This window comes from Ensifer sp. Root31 (assembly GCF_001424825.1).
GTDB lineage: Bacteria > Pseudomonadota > Alphaproteobacteria > Rhizobiales > Rhizobiaceae > Ensifer > Ensifer canadensis.
The window spans coordinates 79,995-96,790 of sequence record NZ_LMCO01000005.1 but is presented as its reverse complement, the minus strand read 5'-3'; the positions used below and the strand labels follow the sequence as shown (position 1 = coordinate 96,790).

At 61.9% G+C, this 16,796-nt stretch carries 14 protein-coding genes; 11 read left to right on the top strand and 3 right to left on the bottom strand.

The window, feature by feature from the left end; genetic code table 11:
- Positions 1-201: 201 nt before the first annotated feature.
- From ASD00_RS06590 to ASD00_RS06580, 3 genes are all read left to right on the top strand, one after another.
- Positions 202-996, top strand: a complete 795-nt coding sequence (locus ASD00_RS06590) for an N-formylglutamate amidohydrolase (RefSeq protein ID WP_057205660.1) — start codon at positions 202-204, stop codon at positions 994-996.
- Between the two features lie 19 nt (positions 997-1,015).
- A complete protein-coding gene (locus tag ASD00_RS06585) occupies positions 1,016-1,321 on the top strand; it encodes a DUF1244 domain-containing protein (RefSeq protein ID WP_025424795.1) in 306 nt (101 codons plus the stop codon).
- 124 nt (positions 1,322-1,445) lie between these two features.
- On the top strand, positions 1,446-1,712 hold the full coding sequence (locus ASD00_RS06580) for a DUF2312 domain-containing protein (RefSeq protein WP_025424796.1): 267 nt from the start codon (positions 1,446-1,448) through the stop codon (positions 1,710-1,712).
- Positions 1,713-1,792: 80 nt separating this feature from the next.
- Here ASD00_RS06580 and ASD00_RS06575 read toward each other — a convergent pair whose 3' ends face one another.
- Complete coding sequence (locus ASD00_RS06575) at positions 1,793-3,664, bottom strand: DUF882 domain-containing protein (RefSeq protein WP_057205658.1); 1,872 nt, start codon at positions 3,662-3,664, stop codon at positions 1,793-1,795.
- A gap of 180 nt (positions 3,665-3,844) precedes the next feature.
- Positions 3,845-5,386, bottom strand: coding sequence for a sigma-54 dependent transcriptional regulator (locus ASD00_RS06570; RefSeq protein WP_057205656.1), 1,542 nt, complete (start codon positions 5,384-5,386; stop codon positions 3,845-3,847).
- Positions 5,387-5,574: 188 nt separating this feature from the next.
- On the opposite strand from ASD00_RS06570, the gene ASD00_RS06565 reads away from it, so the two are divergent.
- Genes ASD00_RS06565 through ASD00_RS06555 form a run of 3 tightly spaced genes read left to right on the top strand, consistent with a single transcriptional unit; the run spans position 5,575 to position 9,278 of the window.
- On the top strand, positions 5,575-7,434 hold the full coding sequence (locus tag ASD00_RS06565) for a M3 family oligoendopeptidase (RefSeq protein WP_057205653.1): 1,860 nt from the start codon (positions 5,575-5,577) through the stop codon (positions 7,432-7,434).
- A 60-nt stretch (positions 7,435-7,494) separates the two neighbouring features.
- Positions 7,495-8,655: an aminodeoxychorismate synthase component I gene (locus ASD00_RS06560; RefSeq protein WP_025424800.1), complete on the top strand. Its 1,161-nt coding sequence runs from the start codon at positions 7,495-7,497 to the stop codon at positions 8,653-8,655.
- Positions 8,652-9,278: an aminotransferase class IV family protein gene (locus ASD00_RS06555; protein WP_025424801.1), complete on the top strand. Its 627-nt coding sequence runs from the start codon at positions 8,652-8,654 to the stop codon at positions 9,276-9,278. The genes ASD00_RS06560 and ASD00_RS06555 overlap by 4 nt, the downstream gene beginning before the upstream one ends.
- On the opposite strand, the gene ASD00_RS06550 is transcribed toward ASD00_RS06555, so the two are convergent.
- Positions 9,243-10,193, bottom strand: coding sequence for a GGDEF domain-containing protein (locus tag ASD00_RS06550; protein WP_025424802.1), 951 nt, complete (start codon positions 10,191-10,193; stop codon positions 9,243-9,245). The two genes, ASD00_RS06555 and ASD00_RS06550, sit on opposite strands and share 36 nt — an antisense overlap.
- Before the next feature lie 144 nt (positions 10,194-10,337).
- On the opposite strand from ASD00_RS06550, the gene ASD00_RS06545 reads away from it, so the two are divergent.
- The 5 genes from ASD00_RS06545 (at position 10,338) to hemH (ending at position 16,703) form a co-directional block, all read left to right on the top strand.
- Entirely contained in the window at positions 10,338-11,234 is an 897-nt protein-coding gene (locus tag ASD00_RS06545) for a DUF3445 domain-containing protein (RefSeq protein WP_025424803.1), read from the top strand.
- A gap of 143 nt (positions 11,235-11,377) precedes the next feature.
- Positions 11,378-12,829, top strand: coding sequence for a homospermidine synthase (locus ASD00_RS06540; RefSeq protein WP_025424804.1), 1,452 nt, complete (start codon positions 11,378-11,380; stop codon positions 12,827-12,829).
- A gap of 171 nt (positions 12,830-13,000) precedes the next feature.
- Positions 13,001-13,369: an outer membrane lipoprotein Omp10 gene (omp10, locus tag ASD00_RS06535; RefSeq protein ID WP_025424805.1), complete on the top strand. Its 369-nt coding sequence runs from the start codon at positions 13,001-13,003 to the stop codon at positions 13,367-13,369.
- Between the two features lie 333 nt (positions 13,370-13,702).
- The gene (locus tag ASD00_RS06530) at positions 13,703-15,550 is read left to right on the top strand and encodes a bifunctional UDP-sugar hydrolase/5'-nucleotidase (RefSeq protein ID WP_025424806.1); all 1,848 of its coding nucleotides are present in this window, start codon (positions 13,703-13,705) and stop codon (positions 15,548-15,550) included.
- Between the two features lie 115 nt (positions 15,551-15,665).
- On the top strand, positions 15,666-16,703 hold the full coding sequence (gene hemH, locus ASD00_RS06525) for a ferrochelatase (protein WP_025424807.1): 1,038 nt from the start codon (positions 15,666-15,668) through the stop codon (positions 16,701-16,703).
- The last annotated feature ends 93 nt before the right edge of the window (positions 16,704-16,796 follow it).

Genomic DNA, 16,796 nt, shown 5'->3' with positions numbered 1-16,796 from the left:
TCTGGACACGGTTTCCGATGGAACTCCGTTTTGATTTGCGTGGCCTTTCTTGCGACGACCAGCCCGGAAAGTCAACGTAACTCTAATCGATTACATCGGGCTAATTAGGTGTCGATTGCGCAAAACAGTTGCGTTTTTCTTGTGAATGTCTCCGACGCGTGCAATCAAAAGCATACCCCCCCAAAAGCAGACTGGAACGGCATGCAGCACTATTCGCCCTATGAGATTATCGAAGCCAACCCCACAACCGGCCTCGTACTACTCGCCGACCACGCCATGAACCGCCTGCCGGAAGAATATGGCAGCCTCGGCCTGCCGGCAGCCGCGTTTCAACGTCACATCGCCTATGACATCGGCGTCGAACATCTCGTCCGCCGGCTCTCGGCCGCACTCGACGCACCGGCAGTTCTAGGGTGCTTCTCGCGACTTTTGATCGACCCCAATCGCGGCGAGGACGATCCGACCCTGATCATGAAGATTTCCGACGGCGCGATCATTCCGGGAAACCACCCGATCAGCGAGGAGGAATGGGACAACCGGCTGAACCGTTTCCATCGGCCCTATCACCGCGCAGTCGCCGAGACACTGGAGCGCAGTGCCGTGGCCACGGGCAGCGCCCCGCTGGTCATCTCCATCCATTCCTTTACGCCCGCCTGGAAGGGTGCCGTCCGTCCGTGGCACGCGGCCGTGCTCTGGGACAACGACCCGCGCGCGGTGCTGCCGCTGATCGAAAAGCTCGAAGCATCGGGCGATATCGTCGTCGGCAACAACGAGCCCTATGACGGGGCGCTGCGCGGGGATACGATGTTCCGGCACTGCATGGCACCGGGCATTCCCCATGCCCTGATCGAGGTTCGACAGGATCTGATCGCAGACGAGGCGGGCGTCGCCGCATGGGCCGATCGGCTCGCCCCGATCCTTGCTGATCTCAATACCCGGCCCGACCTGCATCGCTATGAGCAGCACCCGTCGCGCACCGGCGCCTACGACATTTGAGACCAGGAAAGACAAGATCATGACCGAGCTCACCCCGGACCAGCAGACCGCCTTCGAGGCCGCCGCCTTCCGGCGTCTGGTCGCGCACTTGCGCGAGCGCAGCGACGTGCAGAACATCGACCTGATGAACCTTGCCGGCTTCTGCCGCAACTGCCTGTCCAACTGGTATCGGGACGCGGCCAACGAGGCCGGCGTGACACTCGACAAGGAGCAATCCCGCGAGATCGTCTACGGCATGCCCTATGAGGAATGGCGGGCGCTGCATCAGAGGGAAGCCTCGAGCGAGCAGAAAGCCGCCTTCGAAACCAACCGCCCCAAGGAATAAACCTCTGCGCCGGGCCACCGCCACGGAAATGCCAGCGTTGTTGCGCAATGGCCCTTGACCTTGGCCGCCGTTCGCGGCACGTCACGGCACCCAAGAATTTCATTCCCCGCAAAAGGAGAAGACCATGTCAGATGCACACGGCGTCGCACGCGACCAACTCCGCGCTTTCATCGAACGGATCGAGCGCCTGGAAGAAGAAAAGAAGACCATCGCCGACGACATCAAGGACGTCTACGGCGAAGCCAAGTCCACCGGCTTCGATGCCAAGATCCTGCGGAAGGTCATCTCCATTCGCAAGCAGGACGCCGATGAGCGCATGGAACAGGAAGCGATCCTCGACACCTACCTGCAGGCGCTCGGCATGATCCCGGCCGCGGCTGAAGAAGAATAATTTCTCCTGCCATAGACAGCAAAAAGCCCGCCGGTATCACCGGCGGGCTTTTTTTGTGTTGAGTCTTATTTGCTCGAAACTCAGTTGGTGCTGAACTTCTTCACTTCCATGAAGTTGACGGCGTTGCCGCTGAAGCGGGCCGTATCGACCGTTGTTCCGGCCGTGCTGTTGAAGCCCGCAGCATAAACAGTCGTCGGGGCCGTGCGCAGCGTCTTGCTGACGAAGCGCGGTGCCTTCACGGGCTTGGAAAGCGTCGCGACGCGGCCGGCAGAAAGCGCCCATTCGGAGATGATCTTCTGCGTCAGCTTCGGCTCGGTGCGAACCGACGAACGGGTCGCGGCGTCGGCATCATGCTTCTTCGGACGACCACCTTTTGCCGGGGCTTCGGCCTGGGTGTCGAAGGCGCCATCAAAGGCATTGGCGCGGCCATTCGTCGAGGCCTGCGGCGCATAGGCGGCCATTTCGACTGGCTGGGCGACTGGCTCGCGCTCTGCCTGTGTCGGCGCGGCAAGCGCGACGCGTGTCGATGCCTGAGCCGTGGTGTCACGCGGCGGCTCGGCCGAAGCCAGAACCGGGCGCTCTGCAAAGGCAGGCACGGCAACCTTGGCATCCGCGACAGCGGCAAGAGCCGCATCACCCGCCGGGCGCATGGCCGGAACCGGCACGAAGCCAAGCGCCTGCATGTCCGTTGCCAGCGGATCGACCGATGCCACAAGCGTCTCGCCGGCAGCAGCGTTCACGCCACCCCGATCGAGCATCTGCGGGACCGGCACCTTGACCGAGGTCAGATCCGCAAATTCGCTCGGCATTTCCGGCGTCTGCGGCAGGGCGGCAGCAAGCGCGTCCTGGGCCGCGTTCTTCTGCGGCGCGACCAGGGCCACGGCTACGCCGCCATTTTCAGGCGCATCCTTGAAGGCCGGACGAACGGCCGGAACCGGAGCATTGATGTTCTGATCGGCTGTGGTGGTCTCGGCTGTGGTGGTCTCGGCTGCGACCGAACCGGCAACACCCGGAAGTGCTTCCTGGGCGGCAGGAGCCGACGCCGTCTGGACCTTTGCCGGAGCGGCTTCTTCATCGCCGGGGCCGGCCGCGATTGCCGAGGGTTCTTCATCCTCGTCGCCGCCACCGCCAAAGAGCATGGCGAACAGGTTACCGCGGCGCTTGCCGCCCTCGGCATCGCCCGCACCCTTGGCACCACCACCGGCAACTTCGATCGCCGAGGCGCCGACGCGACGCTTGTAGTCGGCAACAGCCTGGTTATAGCCCGGTAGCGGCTTGCCGTCGGACGGAACGTGCATGGTCTTGCCGTCGGGGAAGAGACGGGCCAGTTCGTTGCGGGTCATGCGCGGCCAGGCGCGAACGCCGCCGACATCCATGTGAACGAACGGAGAGCCTGAGGTCGGGTAGTAGCCGACGCCACCGACCTGGAATTTCATGCCGATTTCGCGCACCGTCTTCAGCTTCACGTCGGGAATGTAGAAGTCCATCGCCTTGCCGAGCATGTGCTGGCTCTTCTTGGCAACGCCCTTGGAACGCGAACGCAGCATGCCGTTGGTGGCCGGCGAACGATAGGCCGAAACGACGTGGATATAATCGCGCGAGCCACTCTTGGTGTAGACTTCCCACACGAGGTCGAGCAGGCGCGGATCCATCTTGGTCGGCTCGTTGCGACGCCAGTCGCGCAGGAACCGGTTGATCTGCTGCAGGCCCTTCGGGTCATAGCGGCCGTTGCGCTTGAAGGTGATCTGCGCCTTTTCCTGCGTGTGGATGAAATAGAGCTTCAGCGTACGCGTCTGGCCGGCGGCCTCGACGGGAGGTGCCATGCCAGGCGTAACCAGAGACACCGCAAGGGCGATGGATGTCAGAACCTGCGGCACCTTACGGGTCATCGCCGAGCAGAGTCTGCTAGCTAAGGAGCCGAGAGGCTTCTTAAAACTGAACAAATTTGGCATTCAATCCCCGTCCGACGGACAACCGTGCTTCGCTGTCTCAGATGACTGTCAAATAAGGTGACAGGATGGCATATATGCCACAGTCGTCACCGCCCCTTATAATATAGTGAACACTTCACTAACAAGGTCTAAACGGCGGTGACGGAATCGCACGGCTAGTGAGGCGTGAATGCGTCGATTTTATGCCGCCTCACGCAAGGGATTGTCGGGATCGATGCCGTAATCCTTGAGTTTGCGGTAGAGCGTCGACCGGCCGATACCGAGTTTGCGCGCCACCTGGCTCATCTGGCCCCGATAGAATTTCAGCGCAAAACGAATCAGTTCCTCCTCGACTTCGGCGAGTTTGCGCACGTCTCCGCCCTCATCGACGCTGGCAATTGCGTTCTCCATACGGCCATCATGCGTGGCATCGGCCTCCATCGATTTCGCCGTGCTGGCAAAATCGGGATAGACGCTTACGGCCGGATCGGCAGCGGCGGTGCGCTCGGGGCCGGCATCGCCCCAGGAGAAACCGCTGCGGTCGGAAACGACGTAGCCGGGGATCTGCGTGGCGATCTGCGGGAAGTCCTTGACCGTCAGCTCGTTGCCGTCGGCCAGAACGACCGCACGGAAGATCGCGTTCTCCAGCTGGCGGATGTTGCCCGGCCAGTCATAGGCGGTGAGCAGCGCCATCGCACCGCTCGAAACGGTGAGCGGCGTGCTGAGCCTCTGCTCGGACGCAAACCGGTCGACGAACGAGCGCACCAGGACCGGGACGTCCTCCTTGCGCCGGCGCAGCGCCGGAATGGTGATCGGGAAGACGTTGAGACGATAGTAGAGATCCTCGCGGAACCGGCCTTCGCGCACCTCGTTGATGAGGTCCTTGTTGGTGGCCGAGATCAGTCGCACGTTGACCCGGTGCGGATGGCGCGCGCCGATCGTCTCGATCTCGCCCTGCTGGACCGCACGCAGCAGCTTCACCTGCACTTCGAGCGGCAGGTCGCCGATCTCGTCGAGGAACAGGGTGCCGCCGTCGGCGTCGACGAACTTGCCGCTGTGCTTTTCGGTGGCACCGGTAAAGGCGCCCTTCTCGTGGCCGAAGAGAATGCTCTCGACCAGATTGTGCGGGATGGCGCCACAGTTGACGGTGATGAACGGCTTGCCCGAACGGTCGCTGGCCGACTGGATCGCCCGCGCCACCATTTCCTTGCCGACGCCGGATTCACCCTCGAGCACGATCGGAATGTTAGACTGCGCAGCCCGGCGAGCGAGATCGATCACCCGGATCATCGCCGGGCTGGCCGAAACGACGTCATCGAAACCGACGGCACCGCCGCGCGGGCGGCGCGAGGTTTTGACCTTGCCGTCGCGGCTCGCCATCTTCAGCGCGTTGCCGAGCGCCACCGACAGCCGCTCCGGAGAAACCGGCTTGACCAGGAAGTCGAAGGCACCGGCCTGCATCGCTTGCACGACGGTTTCGATACCGCCCTGCCCCGTCTGCACGATGACGGGCGTATCGACGCCCCGTTCCGCCAGCGCATCGAGAAAGCCGTGGCCGTTCATTTCGGGCATCAGCAGATCGAGAAGGATGACGTTGATGATGCCGCCCTTGCGCTCGAGCAGCTCCAGGCCACTGCGGCCATTGTCGGCGAGATGCGCGACATGACCGAGACGCTCGATCATGTTCGTCAGCAACCGGCGCTGCACCGGATCGTCATCGATGACAAGAATGTGTGATGTCACGGAAGCCTCCTGCTTTGGACACGCGGTACTTTTTGGCCAACGTCATGTGCCAAATCACGTCAGGCATCTGTGCCATAAAGGGCTGAACATCATCTTTTGAGAAATGCTTGCATTTTATCCATTGGCGGCGATAGCAATGGAACCCATATCGCTTGCCTCTTCCTGCCACGAACGAGAGAAATCCGACGATGACCTTCCGCACCTTCGCCCACGAGAAAACCATCGTCCGTGCCGCCACCGGCCCCGCCCAAGGAGCTGTGGCCGAGCTCGGCGATCTGCCCTCCTGGCGGCTGGAGGATCTCTATCCGTCCGCAACCTCTGATGCATTCCGTTCCGACATGAAGAAGGCCGAGGCGGACTCGATTGCGTTTGAGGCCAAGTGGAAAGGCAAGCTTGCCACCGCTGCGACGAAAGCCGGCGACGAAGGCATCGGTGCTGCCGTGAAAGAATTCGAAGCGCTGGAAGACATCATGGGGCGCATCGCGTCCTTTGCCGGCCTGACCTATTTCTCCGACACCTCCAAGCCGGAAAACGGCAAGCTCTACGGCGACGTGCAGTCGAAGCTGACCGATATGTCGGCGCATCTCCTGTTCTTCTCGCTCGAACTCAACCGCATCGACGATGCGGTGATCGACGCAGCGCTTACCAACGACAGCCTGGCGGCGCACTACAAGCCCTGGCTACTCGACCTGCGCAAGGACAAGCCCTACCAGCTTGATGACAAGCTCGAGCAGCTGTTCCTCGAGAAATCGATGACCGGGCCAGCCGCCTTCAACCGCCTGTTCGACGAGACCATGACGTCGCTGACCTTCACCGTCGACGGCGAGACGATGCCGCTCGAAATGGCCCTGAACCTGCTGCAGGATCCCTCGACCGAGGTGCGCAAGAAGGCGGCGATGGCGCTTGCCGAAACCTTCAGGGCCAATATCCGCACCTTCACGCTGATCACCAATACGCTCGCCAAGGACAAGGAAATCTCGGATCGCTGGCGCGGTTTCGAGGATATCGCCGACAGCCGGCACCTCGCCAACCGCGTCGAGCGCGAGGTCGTCGATGCGCTCGCGGAAGCGGTGAAGTCAGCTTATCCGCGCCTTTCGCACCGCTACTATGCCATGAAGGCGAAGTGGCTCGGCATGGAACAGATGGAGTTCTGGGATCGCAACGCGCCGCTGCCGGAAACGCCGAATGCGCTGATCTCGTGGAACCAGGCGAAGGATACGGTGCTTTCGGCCTACCATGCCTTCGCCCCAGAGATGGCCGCAATTGCCCGCCGCTTCTTCGATGACCGCTGGATCGATGCGCCGGTGCGCCCCGGCAAGGCCCCCGGCGCCTTCGCCCACCCGACCGTTCCCTCCGCGCACCCCTACGTGCTCGTCAATTATATGGGCAAGCCGCGCGACGTAATGACGCTTGCCCACGAACTCGGTCACGGCGTGCACCAGGTGCTCGCCGGCGAGCAGGGCGCGCTGATGGCCTCGACGCCGCTGACCCTCGCCGAGACGGCATCGGTGTTCGGCGAAATGCTGACCTTCCGTGCGCTTCTCGACCAGACCAAGGACAAGCGCGAGCGCAAGGCCATGCTCGCCCAGAAGGTCGAGGACATGATCAATACGGTCGTGCGCCAGATCGCCTTCTACGAATTCGAGCGCAAGCTGCACACGGCCCGCAAGGAAGGCGAACTGACCGCCGAGGATATCGGCAATCTGTGGCTTTCGGTGCAGGCGGAAAGCCTCGGGCCGGCGATCCGGATTTCCGAGGGCTACGAGACCTACTGGGCCTATATCCCGCACTTCATCCACTCGCCGTTCTATGTCTATGCCTATGCTTTCGGCGATTGCCTGGTGAACTCGCTCTATGCCGTCTACCAGAACGCCGAAAAGGGCTTCCAGGCAAAGTATTTCGAGCTGCTGAAAGCCGGCGGCACCAAGCACCATTCGGAATTGCTCGCTCCCTTCGGCCTCGATGCCACCGATCCGTCGTTCTGGGCACAGGGTCTGTCGATGATCGAGGGGCTGATCGACGAACTCGAGGCGCTTGATAAGGCGTGATCCGGCGCGGGCCGAGCCCGCGCTCCAGAGACTTTCAAGGAAAAGTGCGAAGCGGCATCGATGAACGAAAACGCACCTTTTGTGCTTTTCCGGGACGACAGCGAAAATCGGACCACGGTTTTCACTGATCCGGAGCGCGTCGTCACGGCGCGGACCAAAGCCGAATTCCGCCGCGGCCTCGCCGAGCTTGAGCGTGCACATGCGGCCGGCAAATGGATTGCCGGCTTCATGGCATATGAGGCGGGCCATATCTTCGAAGAGAAGCTGAGCCCCTTTGCCGAGGAGGGGGGGCGCGAAACGCCGCTGATGTCCTTCGGCATCTTCGACGCACCGAGCGACGACCATCCGCTTGGCGAGCCGCAACGTCGGATGGAGAACGAGCCTTTCCTTGCCGAGCCGCGTGCCGCCTGGGATTTTCCCACCTATCGCGAGCGGTTCGACCGCCTGCATCAGCATCTGCGCCAGGGCGATTGTTATCAGGCGAACCTGACGATGCCGATCCGCGCCCGCTGGACGGGCGATCCGCGCGCCGCCTTCTGGTCACTGATCGAACGGCAACCGGTAAAATACGGCGCGCTCGTCGTGCTGGATGGTCCGATCCTCGTCTCGCGCTCGCCCGAGCTCTTCTTCCGGGTCGACGCTGACCGATGGATTGAGACGCATCCGATGAAGGGCACCGCAAAGCGCGGCGCGTCGGCTGAGGAGGACGCCGAGATCATTGCTGCCATGCGCACTGACGAGAAGACCCAGGCCGAAAACCGCATGATCGTCGACCTCTTGCGCAACGACATCTCGCGCATCACCGAGGTCGGAACGCTCGACGTCCCGAAACTGTTCGACATCGAGACCTATCCGACCGTTCACCAGATGGTCAGCCATGTCAGGGCCAAGCTGCGGCCGGATGTCGGCATCACCGATATTTTCGCCGCACTCTTTCCCTGCGGCTCGATCACCGGCGCGCCGAAGATGCGGGCGATGGAAATCCTGCACGATCTCGAAGACGGTCCGCGCGACGCCTATTGCGGCGCAATCGGCTTTATCGCGCCGAACGGCATCATGCGCTTCAGCGTGGCGATCCGCACCATCTCGCTGTTTGCCAATGGCGAGGCCGTCTTCAATGTCGGCGGCGGCATCGTCTTTGATTCCGGCGCCCAGTCCGAATATGACGAATGCCTGCTCAAGGCGCGGTTTGCCATCGGCGATGCCGAGATCGCCCGATGACGGATTTTTCCCTGATCGAGACCCTGCGCTACGAACCCGATGTTGAATTCGTTCGCTTGAGGTTACATCTCGCCCGGTTGAAACGATCGGCACGAAGATTGGGATTTGCCGGCGCCGAGCGGGCGCAGGCGGAGCTGCAAGCCGCCGTCCAGGGTGCAACAGGCCCGCTACGGGTCCGCCTGACGCTTGACCGCAACGGCACCGTCGCCGTGACCACGGCAACTTTCACGCCCCTTGCAGAAGACACTGTCTGGCGCGTGCGTTTTGCTCAAACGCGGCTCTCTTCCGAAGACAAGCTGGTGCGGGTGAAGACCACCCGGCGCGACATCTACGAGACGGCACGCGCTGAATACCCGGCAACCGAGGTCGACGAAGTTCTTCTCCTCAACGAAAAGGGCGAGGTCTGCGAGGGAACGATCACCTCAATCTTCCTCGACGATGGCAGCGGCACGCTGAAAACGCCGCCGATCGCCTGCGGGCTTCTGGCCGGCGTGCTCCGGACGGAACTCATCTGCCAGCGACGGGCGCGCGTCGCCCGCCTGTCGCTCGACGATCTGGCAAAAGCCGAGCTCTATGTCGGGAATTCGCTACGGGGCCTGATCCGGGCGAAGCTCTGGGTCTGAACCCGGCAAGGTGTACCGCTTTACCCGGTCGCGCCCGTCGCGCTTGGCGAGATAGAGCGCCTCGTCGGCGCGGGCATAAATGTCCTTGACGCCGTCGCCTTCCCGATACTCGGCCAGCCCCACCGAACAGGTGTAGTAGAACTCCGGGATACTCGCGAGCGGCCTGGCGCTGCGCACCTTGTCGAGCAAGCGGTCGAGGATCATGTTGCCTTCGCTGATCGTGGTGTCGGGCAGGATCAGCATGAACTCCTCGCCGCCGATGCGGCCGAAGCAATCGGAGCGGCGCACGAACTCCTGCATCTGGCGGGCGAAGTCGAGCAGAACCTCATCGCCCTGATGGTGGCCGTAGCGATCGTTGATCGCCTTGAAATAGTCGATGTCTATGATGGCGACGCAGCCCCACATATGCGGGTTCTGGGCGCAATTGGCGATGAATTCACCGAGCCGCCCCATGGTATAGCGCCGGTTGGGCACATTGGTGAGTTCATCGACCTGCGAGGCGCGCAGCGCGAAATCGCGATCCTGCCTTAGCGCGCGCTCCTCGACGCGAATGGTAGTGATGTCGACGGCGACGCACAGCATCCACCCCCTGGCATCGACCGTTTCCGTCATCCACAGCCAGCGGCCGTCATGCAGGTCGGTCTCCATCGCCCGAAACGGGATCTTGCCGCGCCGATTGATCGTTGAGGCTATCCAGGCATTGATGTCGCTGGTCGAGAGCACGGTTCCGCGACCGGCGGCATGGTTGCGCCGCATGATTTCCGCCCAGGTCGGCGCCTCGTCGGCCTCGATGAAATAGGCAGCGCGAAAGGCATCATTGGCAAATTGCAGCCGGTCGTGCTGATCGTAGAGCGCCATCAGCACGGGTGTTTGGGCCTGCAGGCCCATCAAGGTCTTTATATGGTCGCCGGTCACGTTCAGTCTGCGACGCCTCCAGGTCGGGGAAGGAAACAACAATCATGGCGCGTAGCGGATGATTGTATCAAAGCTATAGCACGAAGTCCTTGTGACAAGCTTCGGCCCATGCGAAACGAAAGGGAATATGGTTAAATCGCGAGAATGATCCGGTCATCCCGCATGAAACACACGCCCTACGACGGCTCCTCCAAGCCCTTTACGATCGGCCTCACGCAGCTCGATCCCGATCGCTGGATCGAGCCGGACGTCCAGCTGCAGCACTATCTCGACCAGAAAGCCCAGTTGCTCGCACAGTCCCGCGACGTGGTTTTTGCCGCCGACGACCGGACGCAGGACGCGCAGAGCGAACTGCTGCAGATCCTGTCCGACTATCTGCCGACACGGTATCCCGACATCTACTGTCGGCAGGACGAAACAATGATGGTCGGCGGGCGACGGGTGCCCTTGTCCGGCGACGACGCGCTTGTGCTAGCGGGCTCGCTCGTTCAGGACGACCTGGCGATCATGCAGCGCGACGACCGCGGCTGGCGCCTTGGCGCCGCCTACATCGCCTTCCCCTCGTCCTGGTCGCTCGCCGAAAAGTTCGGGCGCACCATGGACGAGATCCACGCCCCGGTCCCCGGCTTCGGAGACGGCACGCGCAACGCCGAACTCATCAGCCGCATGTTCGATAACCTGCCGCCTGGCCGCTTCGTCGAACGCTTCAACTGGGCCGTCAATGTCGACGGCTCCCTGCATCTGCCGAAGCCCAAATCGGAAGGGGTGTCGGCCGGCGCGATCGAGCTGACCGAAGAGCGCACCTTCATCCGCGTCGAGCGCCAGACGTTGCGCAAGTTGCCGCGAAGCGGCGCGATCGTCTTCACAATCCGGATCTATTCCGATCCCCTGGCGCTGTTGCGACAGCGGGCGGATGCGGGAACTTTGGCCCTTTCCTTCATCGAGCAATTGCGCTCTCTCGACCTGCCGCAGGCGGCCTACAAGGGCCTCGTCAGCAAGCGGGACGCTCTCATTTCGGCCCTCATTTCCATCGCCGGTTAAACAATATCGCAGATCAGCGTTGACCCGGCGGCCCTTTATTGTGACAGCAAACTATGCTCTAGGGCCTATCACACGGCGCGAGCCTCATTTTCAGACACTTTCAACACCGTCACTGGGAAAGTTTCCTCAGGAGTAAGACCAAAATGGCAGACACCACCTATCCGGTTTACGGCGAGATCACCGGCCCGATCGTCATGATCGGCTTCGGTTCGATCGGCCGCGGCACCTTGCCGTTGATCGAGCGCCACTTCAAATACGACAAGAACCGGTTGATCGTGGTCGAGCCGCGCGAGGATGCTGCCGACAACGAGATCTTCGAGCGTCATGGCGTCCGCCACGTTCGCGCCCATGTGACGAAGGACAACTATAAGGAGCTGCTGAAGCCGCTCCTGACCGAAGGCGAAGGCCAAGGCTTCTGCGTCAACCTGTCGGTCGATACCGGCTCGCTCGACCTGATCAAGATGTGCCGCAAGCTCGACGTTCTCTACATCGACACCGTCGTCGAACCGTGGCTCGGCTTCTACTTCGATGCCGAAATGGACAACGCCTCGCGCACCAACTATGCCCTGCGCGAAACCATGCGCAAGGAAAAGGAAAAGAACCCGGGCGGCACCACGGCCGTTTCGACCTGCGGCGCCAACCCGGGCATGGTCTCCTGGTTCGTCAAGCAGGGGCTCCTCAACCTCGCCAACGACCTTGGCGTGAAATACGACGAACCGCATCAGGACGACCGCGAAGGCTGGGCGAAGCTGATGAAGAAGGTCGGCGTCAAGGGCGTGCACATCGCCGAGCGCGACACCCAGCTGACCAAGAAGCCGAAGCCGCTCAACGTCTTCTGGAACACCTGGTCGGTCGAAGGCTTCATCTCCGAAGGTCTGCAGCCGGCTGAACTCGGCTGGGGCACCCACGAAAACTGGATGCCGAAGAACGCCAAGAAGCACAAGAAGGGCTGCAAGGCGGCCATCTATCTGGAGCAGCCGGGTGCCAACACCCGCGTGCGCACCTGGTGCCCGACGCCTGGCCCGCAATACGGCTTCCTCGTCACCCACAACGAGTCGATCTCGATCGCCGACTTCTTCACCGTCCGCGACAAGGACGGCGAAGTTACCTATCGCCCGACCTGCCACTACGCCTACCATCCGGCCAATGACGCCGTCCTTTCGCTGCACGAAATGTTCGGCAACGGCGGCAATTCGCAGCCAGTCCATCATGTTCTTGACGAGAAGGAACTCGTTGAAGGCGTCGACGAACTGGGCGTCCTGCTCTACGGCCATGACAAGAATGCCTACTGGTTCGGTTCGCGCCTGTCGCTGGAAGAGACCCGCCGCATCGCCCCCTACCAGAACGCCACCGGCATGCAGGTCACCTCTGCGGTGCTCGCGGGCATGGTCTGGGCGCTCGAAAACCCGAAGGCCGGCATCGTCGAAGCCGACGAGATGGACTACAAGCGCTGCCTCGAAGTGCAGCTGCCCTATCTCGGCCCGGTCGAAGGACACTACACCGACTGGACCCCGCTCGACGGTCGCCCGGGCCTGTTCCCGGAAGACATCGACACCAAGGATCCCTGGCAGTTCAAGAACATCCTCGTTCGCTAAACCGCTGACATTGCGAAGCATCCGGCCCGGGGCATTTCTGCCCCGGGCTTTTTTTGTTCATATGGGAAAAGCCCGGCGCGCCGGCCCGACCACTCTTGCTTTCAACTCTTGATCGCGGCATGGTTCGGCGAAATGAAACGGACGCTCGGCACAAAGCGAGGGAAATCGCCAATGAAGCCATTCGCAATTCTGACCCTTCTCGCGACCGCCGCGACCCTGGCCTCCTGCCAGTCGTCGCCCCGGGAAGCCGGAGGGGCACCGCCCGCTCGCCAGGCAACGGGTGTCGAAGGCTCATGGACGGATCCGAACGGCATCGTTTCGACCTTTGCAGGCGGAACCTTCTCGACCCGCACCACCGACAGCAACCAGCTGCTGGCTTCCGGCAACTACGTGAAGCTCAGCCCGACACTCGTCGAGATCAACATGACCTCGCTGGTGCGCAACACCCAGTCCAAGGTCAATTGCGCGCTGGTCACACAGAGCCAGCTCAATTGCACCACCGATGCCGGCGCCCAGTTCTCGCTGGCGCGACGCGGCTGAGACAAGCTTCGAGCACGGATCAAAGCTCCCGCTAGGGGGCTTTTTTTGTGCATTCGTATGACTTAACCCTACTGCATGTTTCCCTAAATCGAAGCCGATTTAGGGGGAAAAACATGCAGCAATTCAAAGCGCTACAGCGACCTTTGCGCGCCTGAAAAGGCGCGCGGCGCTGTAGTTGCAGATCCGGCAACCGGAGGATGGTTTTAGTGCTTGAAGTCGCCCTGAAGTGATGAAAACATTCGCACCGGCAAAGCCACCCCGGCCGCGGGGACCGGACCCGCTTCGGCGGGTCTGAAAGCGGCCGGCAGACAACAGGCAAAACAGGAGAACATCATGATCAGACACATACGGACCGGCCTGATGACCGCGTCCATTCTTGCCCTCTCCTCGGGCGCAGCCTTCGCCGATTATGAACTGAACATCCTGCACATCAACGATCTCCACTCCCGTATCGAATCGATCAACAAGTTCGATTCGACCTGCTCGGCCGAAGAGGAAGGCAAGAACGAGTGCTTCGGTGGCGTCGCCCGCCTGAAGTCTCTGATCGACCAGAAACGCCAGGATCTGTCCGGCAAGAACGTCTTGCTGTTGAATGCCGGCGACAACTTCCAGGGTTCGCTGTTCTTCACCACCTACAAGGGTCTGGCCGAAGCCGAATTCCTCAACCTGATGAAGTTCGACGCGATGACGGTCGGCAACCATGAATTCGACGAGAGCGAAGATGGCCTTGTCGGCTTCCTCGATAAGATCGAGTTCCCCGTCGTCACCGCCAACGTATTGCCCAGTCACAAGTCGAAGATCGGTGACCGCATCAAGCCGTCGATCGTTCTCGAAGCCGGCGGCCAGAAGATCGGCATCGTCGGCGCCGTCGCCAACGATACGCCCGAACTCTCCTCCCCCGGCCCGGACATCCTGATCGGTGACGACGTCGCCACCACGACTGCCGCGGTTGAAGAGCTGAAGAAGCAGGGCGTCGACAAGATCATCGCGCTCACCCATGTCGGCTACCCGCGTGACCTCGCCGCGATCGCAAAGATCCCCGATGTCGACGTCGTCGTCGGCGGCCACTCCCACAGCCTGCTGTCGAACACCGACGCAAAGGCCGAAGGCCCCTACCCGACGATGGTCGACAACCCCGGTGGCTACAAGGTTCCGGTCGTCCAGGCCGCCTCCTATAGCAAGTACCTCGGCGATCTCGTCGTCACCTTCGACGACAACGGCGTGGTGAAGGCTGCCAAGGGCGATCCGATCCTGGTCGATTCTTCCGTCAAGCCGGATCAGTCCGTTTTGACCCGCGTGGCCGAACTCGCCAAGCCGATCGAGGAGCTGCGCTCCAAGATCATCGGCAAGACCGAGGCCCCGATCGACGGTTCGCGTGACAATTGCCGGGCCAGGGAATGCGAAATGGGCAGCCTCGTTGCCGACGCCATGCTCGACCGCGTCAAGGGCCAGGGCGTGACGATCGCCATCACCAATGGCGGTGGCCTGCGCGCCTCCATCGATGCCGGCGACGTTTCGATGGGCGAAGCCATCACCGTGCTGCCGTTCCAGAACACGGTTGCGACCTTCCAGCTCAAGGGTGACGGCATCCGTGCCGCGCTTGAGAACGGCCTCAGCAAGCTTGAAGAACCCGGCGGCCGTTTCCCGCAGGTGGCCGGCATGAAATATTCCTTCGACAAGTCGAAGGAAGTGGGCAGCCGCGTCGTCTCGGTCGAGGTAAAGGAAGGCGAAGGCTTCGTGCCGCTCGATCCGGCAAAGACCTATTCGATCGTCACCAACAACTACATGCGCAATGGCGGCGACGGCTACGCAATCTTCAAGGACAAGGGTGAGAACGCCTACGACTACGGTCCGGGCCTCGAAACCGTTCTGGCCGACTATCTCGCCGCGCACCAGCCGTTCAAGCCCTACACGGATGGCCGCATCACCGAAGTCGCTGCAGCCGCCGGCGCCACGACTGCCGAACCGGCAACGGCAACGCAGCCTGCAGCCGACGCCGCCGCGAGCGCGACGGCCTCCGGTCCGCAGAAGCATGTCATCGCCAAGGGCGACACGCTTTGGGATCTCGCCAAGGCGTTCTACGGCGATGGTGCGCTCTGGGCAAAGATCTCCGCGGCCAACGGCAAGCCCGCTCCGCGCCACCTGCATGTCGGAACCGAACTGGAGATTCCGGCAAAGTAAGACAATTTGCCTCTCCTTCGAGAGCCGGCGCGGGCTTCCCCGCACCGGCTTTTCTTCTTAGAAGGACGTGACGAAAAGTGCATGCACCTGCTTATACGTGACCACGAGGACCGAGATGACCAACGCGCCCGCCGCGACCGCCCAAAGCGATCACCCGACCGTTAAATCCGGAAAGGTCGGCGTTCTGCTGGTCAATCTCGGCACGCCCGATGGCACCGACTACACCTCGATGCGCCGCTATCTCAAGGAGTTCCTCAGCGATCGCCGCGTCATCGAATGGTCGCGGTTGTTCTGGTATCCGATCCTCTACGGCATCGTGCTCAACACCCGCCCCGGCAAGGTCGGCAAGGCCTATGAAATGATCTGGAACAAGGATCTGAACGAAAGCTACCTGCGCACCTATACCCGCAACCAGGCGACCTTGATGGCGGAAGCCTTCGCCAATCAGCCGCACATCGTCGTCGATTGGGGCATGCGCTACGGCCAGCCGTCGATCGCCTCGCGCATGGAAGCCCTGCAGAAGGCCGGATGCGAACGCATCCTCTTGTTCCCGCTCTATCCGCAATACGCCGCGGCAACGACAGCCACCGTCAACGACAAGGCATTCGAAGCCCTGCTCAAGATGCGCTGGCAGCCGGCGCTGCGCACCGTTCCGCCCTATCATGACGATCCCGTCTATATCGACGCGCTGGCAACTTCGATCACGCGGCATCTGGCGACACTCGACTGGGAGCCGGAAGTGGTGCTCACCTCCTTCCACGGCATCCCGAAGAGTTACTTCGAAAAGGGCGATCCCTACTATTGCCAGTGCCAGAAGACCGCGCGTCTGCTGCGCGAAAAGCTCGGGTGGTCCAAGGACAAGCTGCAGGTAACCTTCCAGTCCCGCTTCGGGCCGGAAGAATGGCTGCAGCCCTATACCGACAAGACGGTCGAGAAGCTGGCGCAGGACGGCGTCAAGCGCATCGCCGTGATCAACCCAGGCTTCGTTTCCGACTGTCTGGAAACGCTCGAGGAGATCGCCGAGCAGGCGGCCGAGAGCTTCCATCACAATGGCGGCGAAAAGTTTGCACATATCCCCTGTCTCAACGACAGTGCCGAGGGCATGATGGTTCTCGAGCATGTCGTGCGCCGGGAGCTAAGCGGCTGGCTTTGAAGCCGAAATCTGCGACGACCGCTTGAAATAGACTGACCGATGCCCACGTCTGGGTTAGAGTGTCACTTCAAACTGGGGTTGTGATCATGGGGG

What these genes read in the sequence shown, in the direction of transcription:
- ASD00_RS06590 (WP_057205660.1), top strand. Translation starts at nt 202, where the DNA reads ATGCAGCACTATTCGCCCTATGAGATTATCGAAGCCAACCCCACAACC.
- ASD00_RS06585 (WP_025424795.1), top strand. Translation starts at nt 1,016, where the DNA reads ATGACCGAGCTCACCCCGGACCAGCAGACCGCCTTCGAGGCCGCCGCC.
- ASD00_RS06580 (WP_025424796.1), top strand. Translation starts at nt 1,446, where the DNA reads ATGTCAGATGCACACGGCGTCGCACGCGACCAACTCCGCGCTTTCATC.
- ASD00_RS06575 (WP_057205658.1), bottom strand. Translation starts at nt 3,664, where the DNA reads ATGCCAAATTTGTTCAGTTTTAAGAAGCCTCTCGGCTCCTTAGCTAGC.
- ASD00_RS06565 (WP_057205653.1), top strand. Translation starts at nt 5,575, where the DNA reads ATGACCTTCCGCACCTTCGCCCACGAGAAAACCATCGTCCGTGCCGCC.
- ASD00_RS06560 (WP_025424800.1), top strand. Translation starts at nt 7,495, where the DNA reads ATGAACGAAAACGCACCTTTTGTGCTTTTCCGGGACGACAGCGAAAAT.
- ASD00_RS06555 (WP_025424801.1), top strand. Translation starts at nt 8,652, where the DNA reads ATGACGGATTTTTCCCTGATCGAGACCCTGCGCTACGAACCCGATGTT.
- ASD00_RS06545 (WP_025424803.1), top strand. Translation starts at nt 10,338, where the DNA reads ATGATCCGGTCATCCCGCATGAAACACACGCCCTACGACGGCTCCTCC.
- ASD00_RS06540 (WP_025424804.1), top strand. Translation starts at nt 11,378, where the DNA reads ATGGCAGACACCACCTATCCGGTTTACGGCGAGATCACCGGCCCGATC.
- omp10 (WP_025424805.1), top strand. Translation starts at nt 13,001, where the DNA reads ATGAAGCCATTCGCAATTCTGACCCTTCTCGCGACCGCCGCGACCCTG.
- ASD00_RS06530 (WP_025424806.1), top strand. Translation starts at nt 13,703, where the DNA reads ATGATCAGACACATACGGACCGGCCTGATGACCGCGTCCATTCTTGCC.
- hemH (WP_025424807.1), top strand. Translation starts at nt 15,666, where the DNA reads ATGACCAACGCGCCCGCCGCGACCGCCCAAAGCGATCACCCGACCGTT.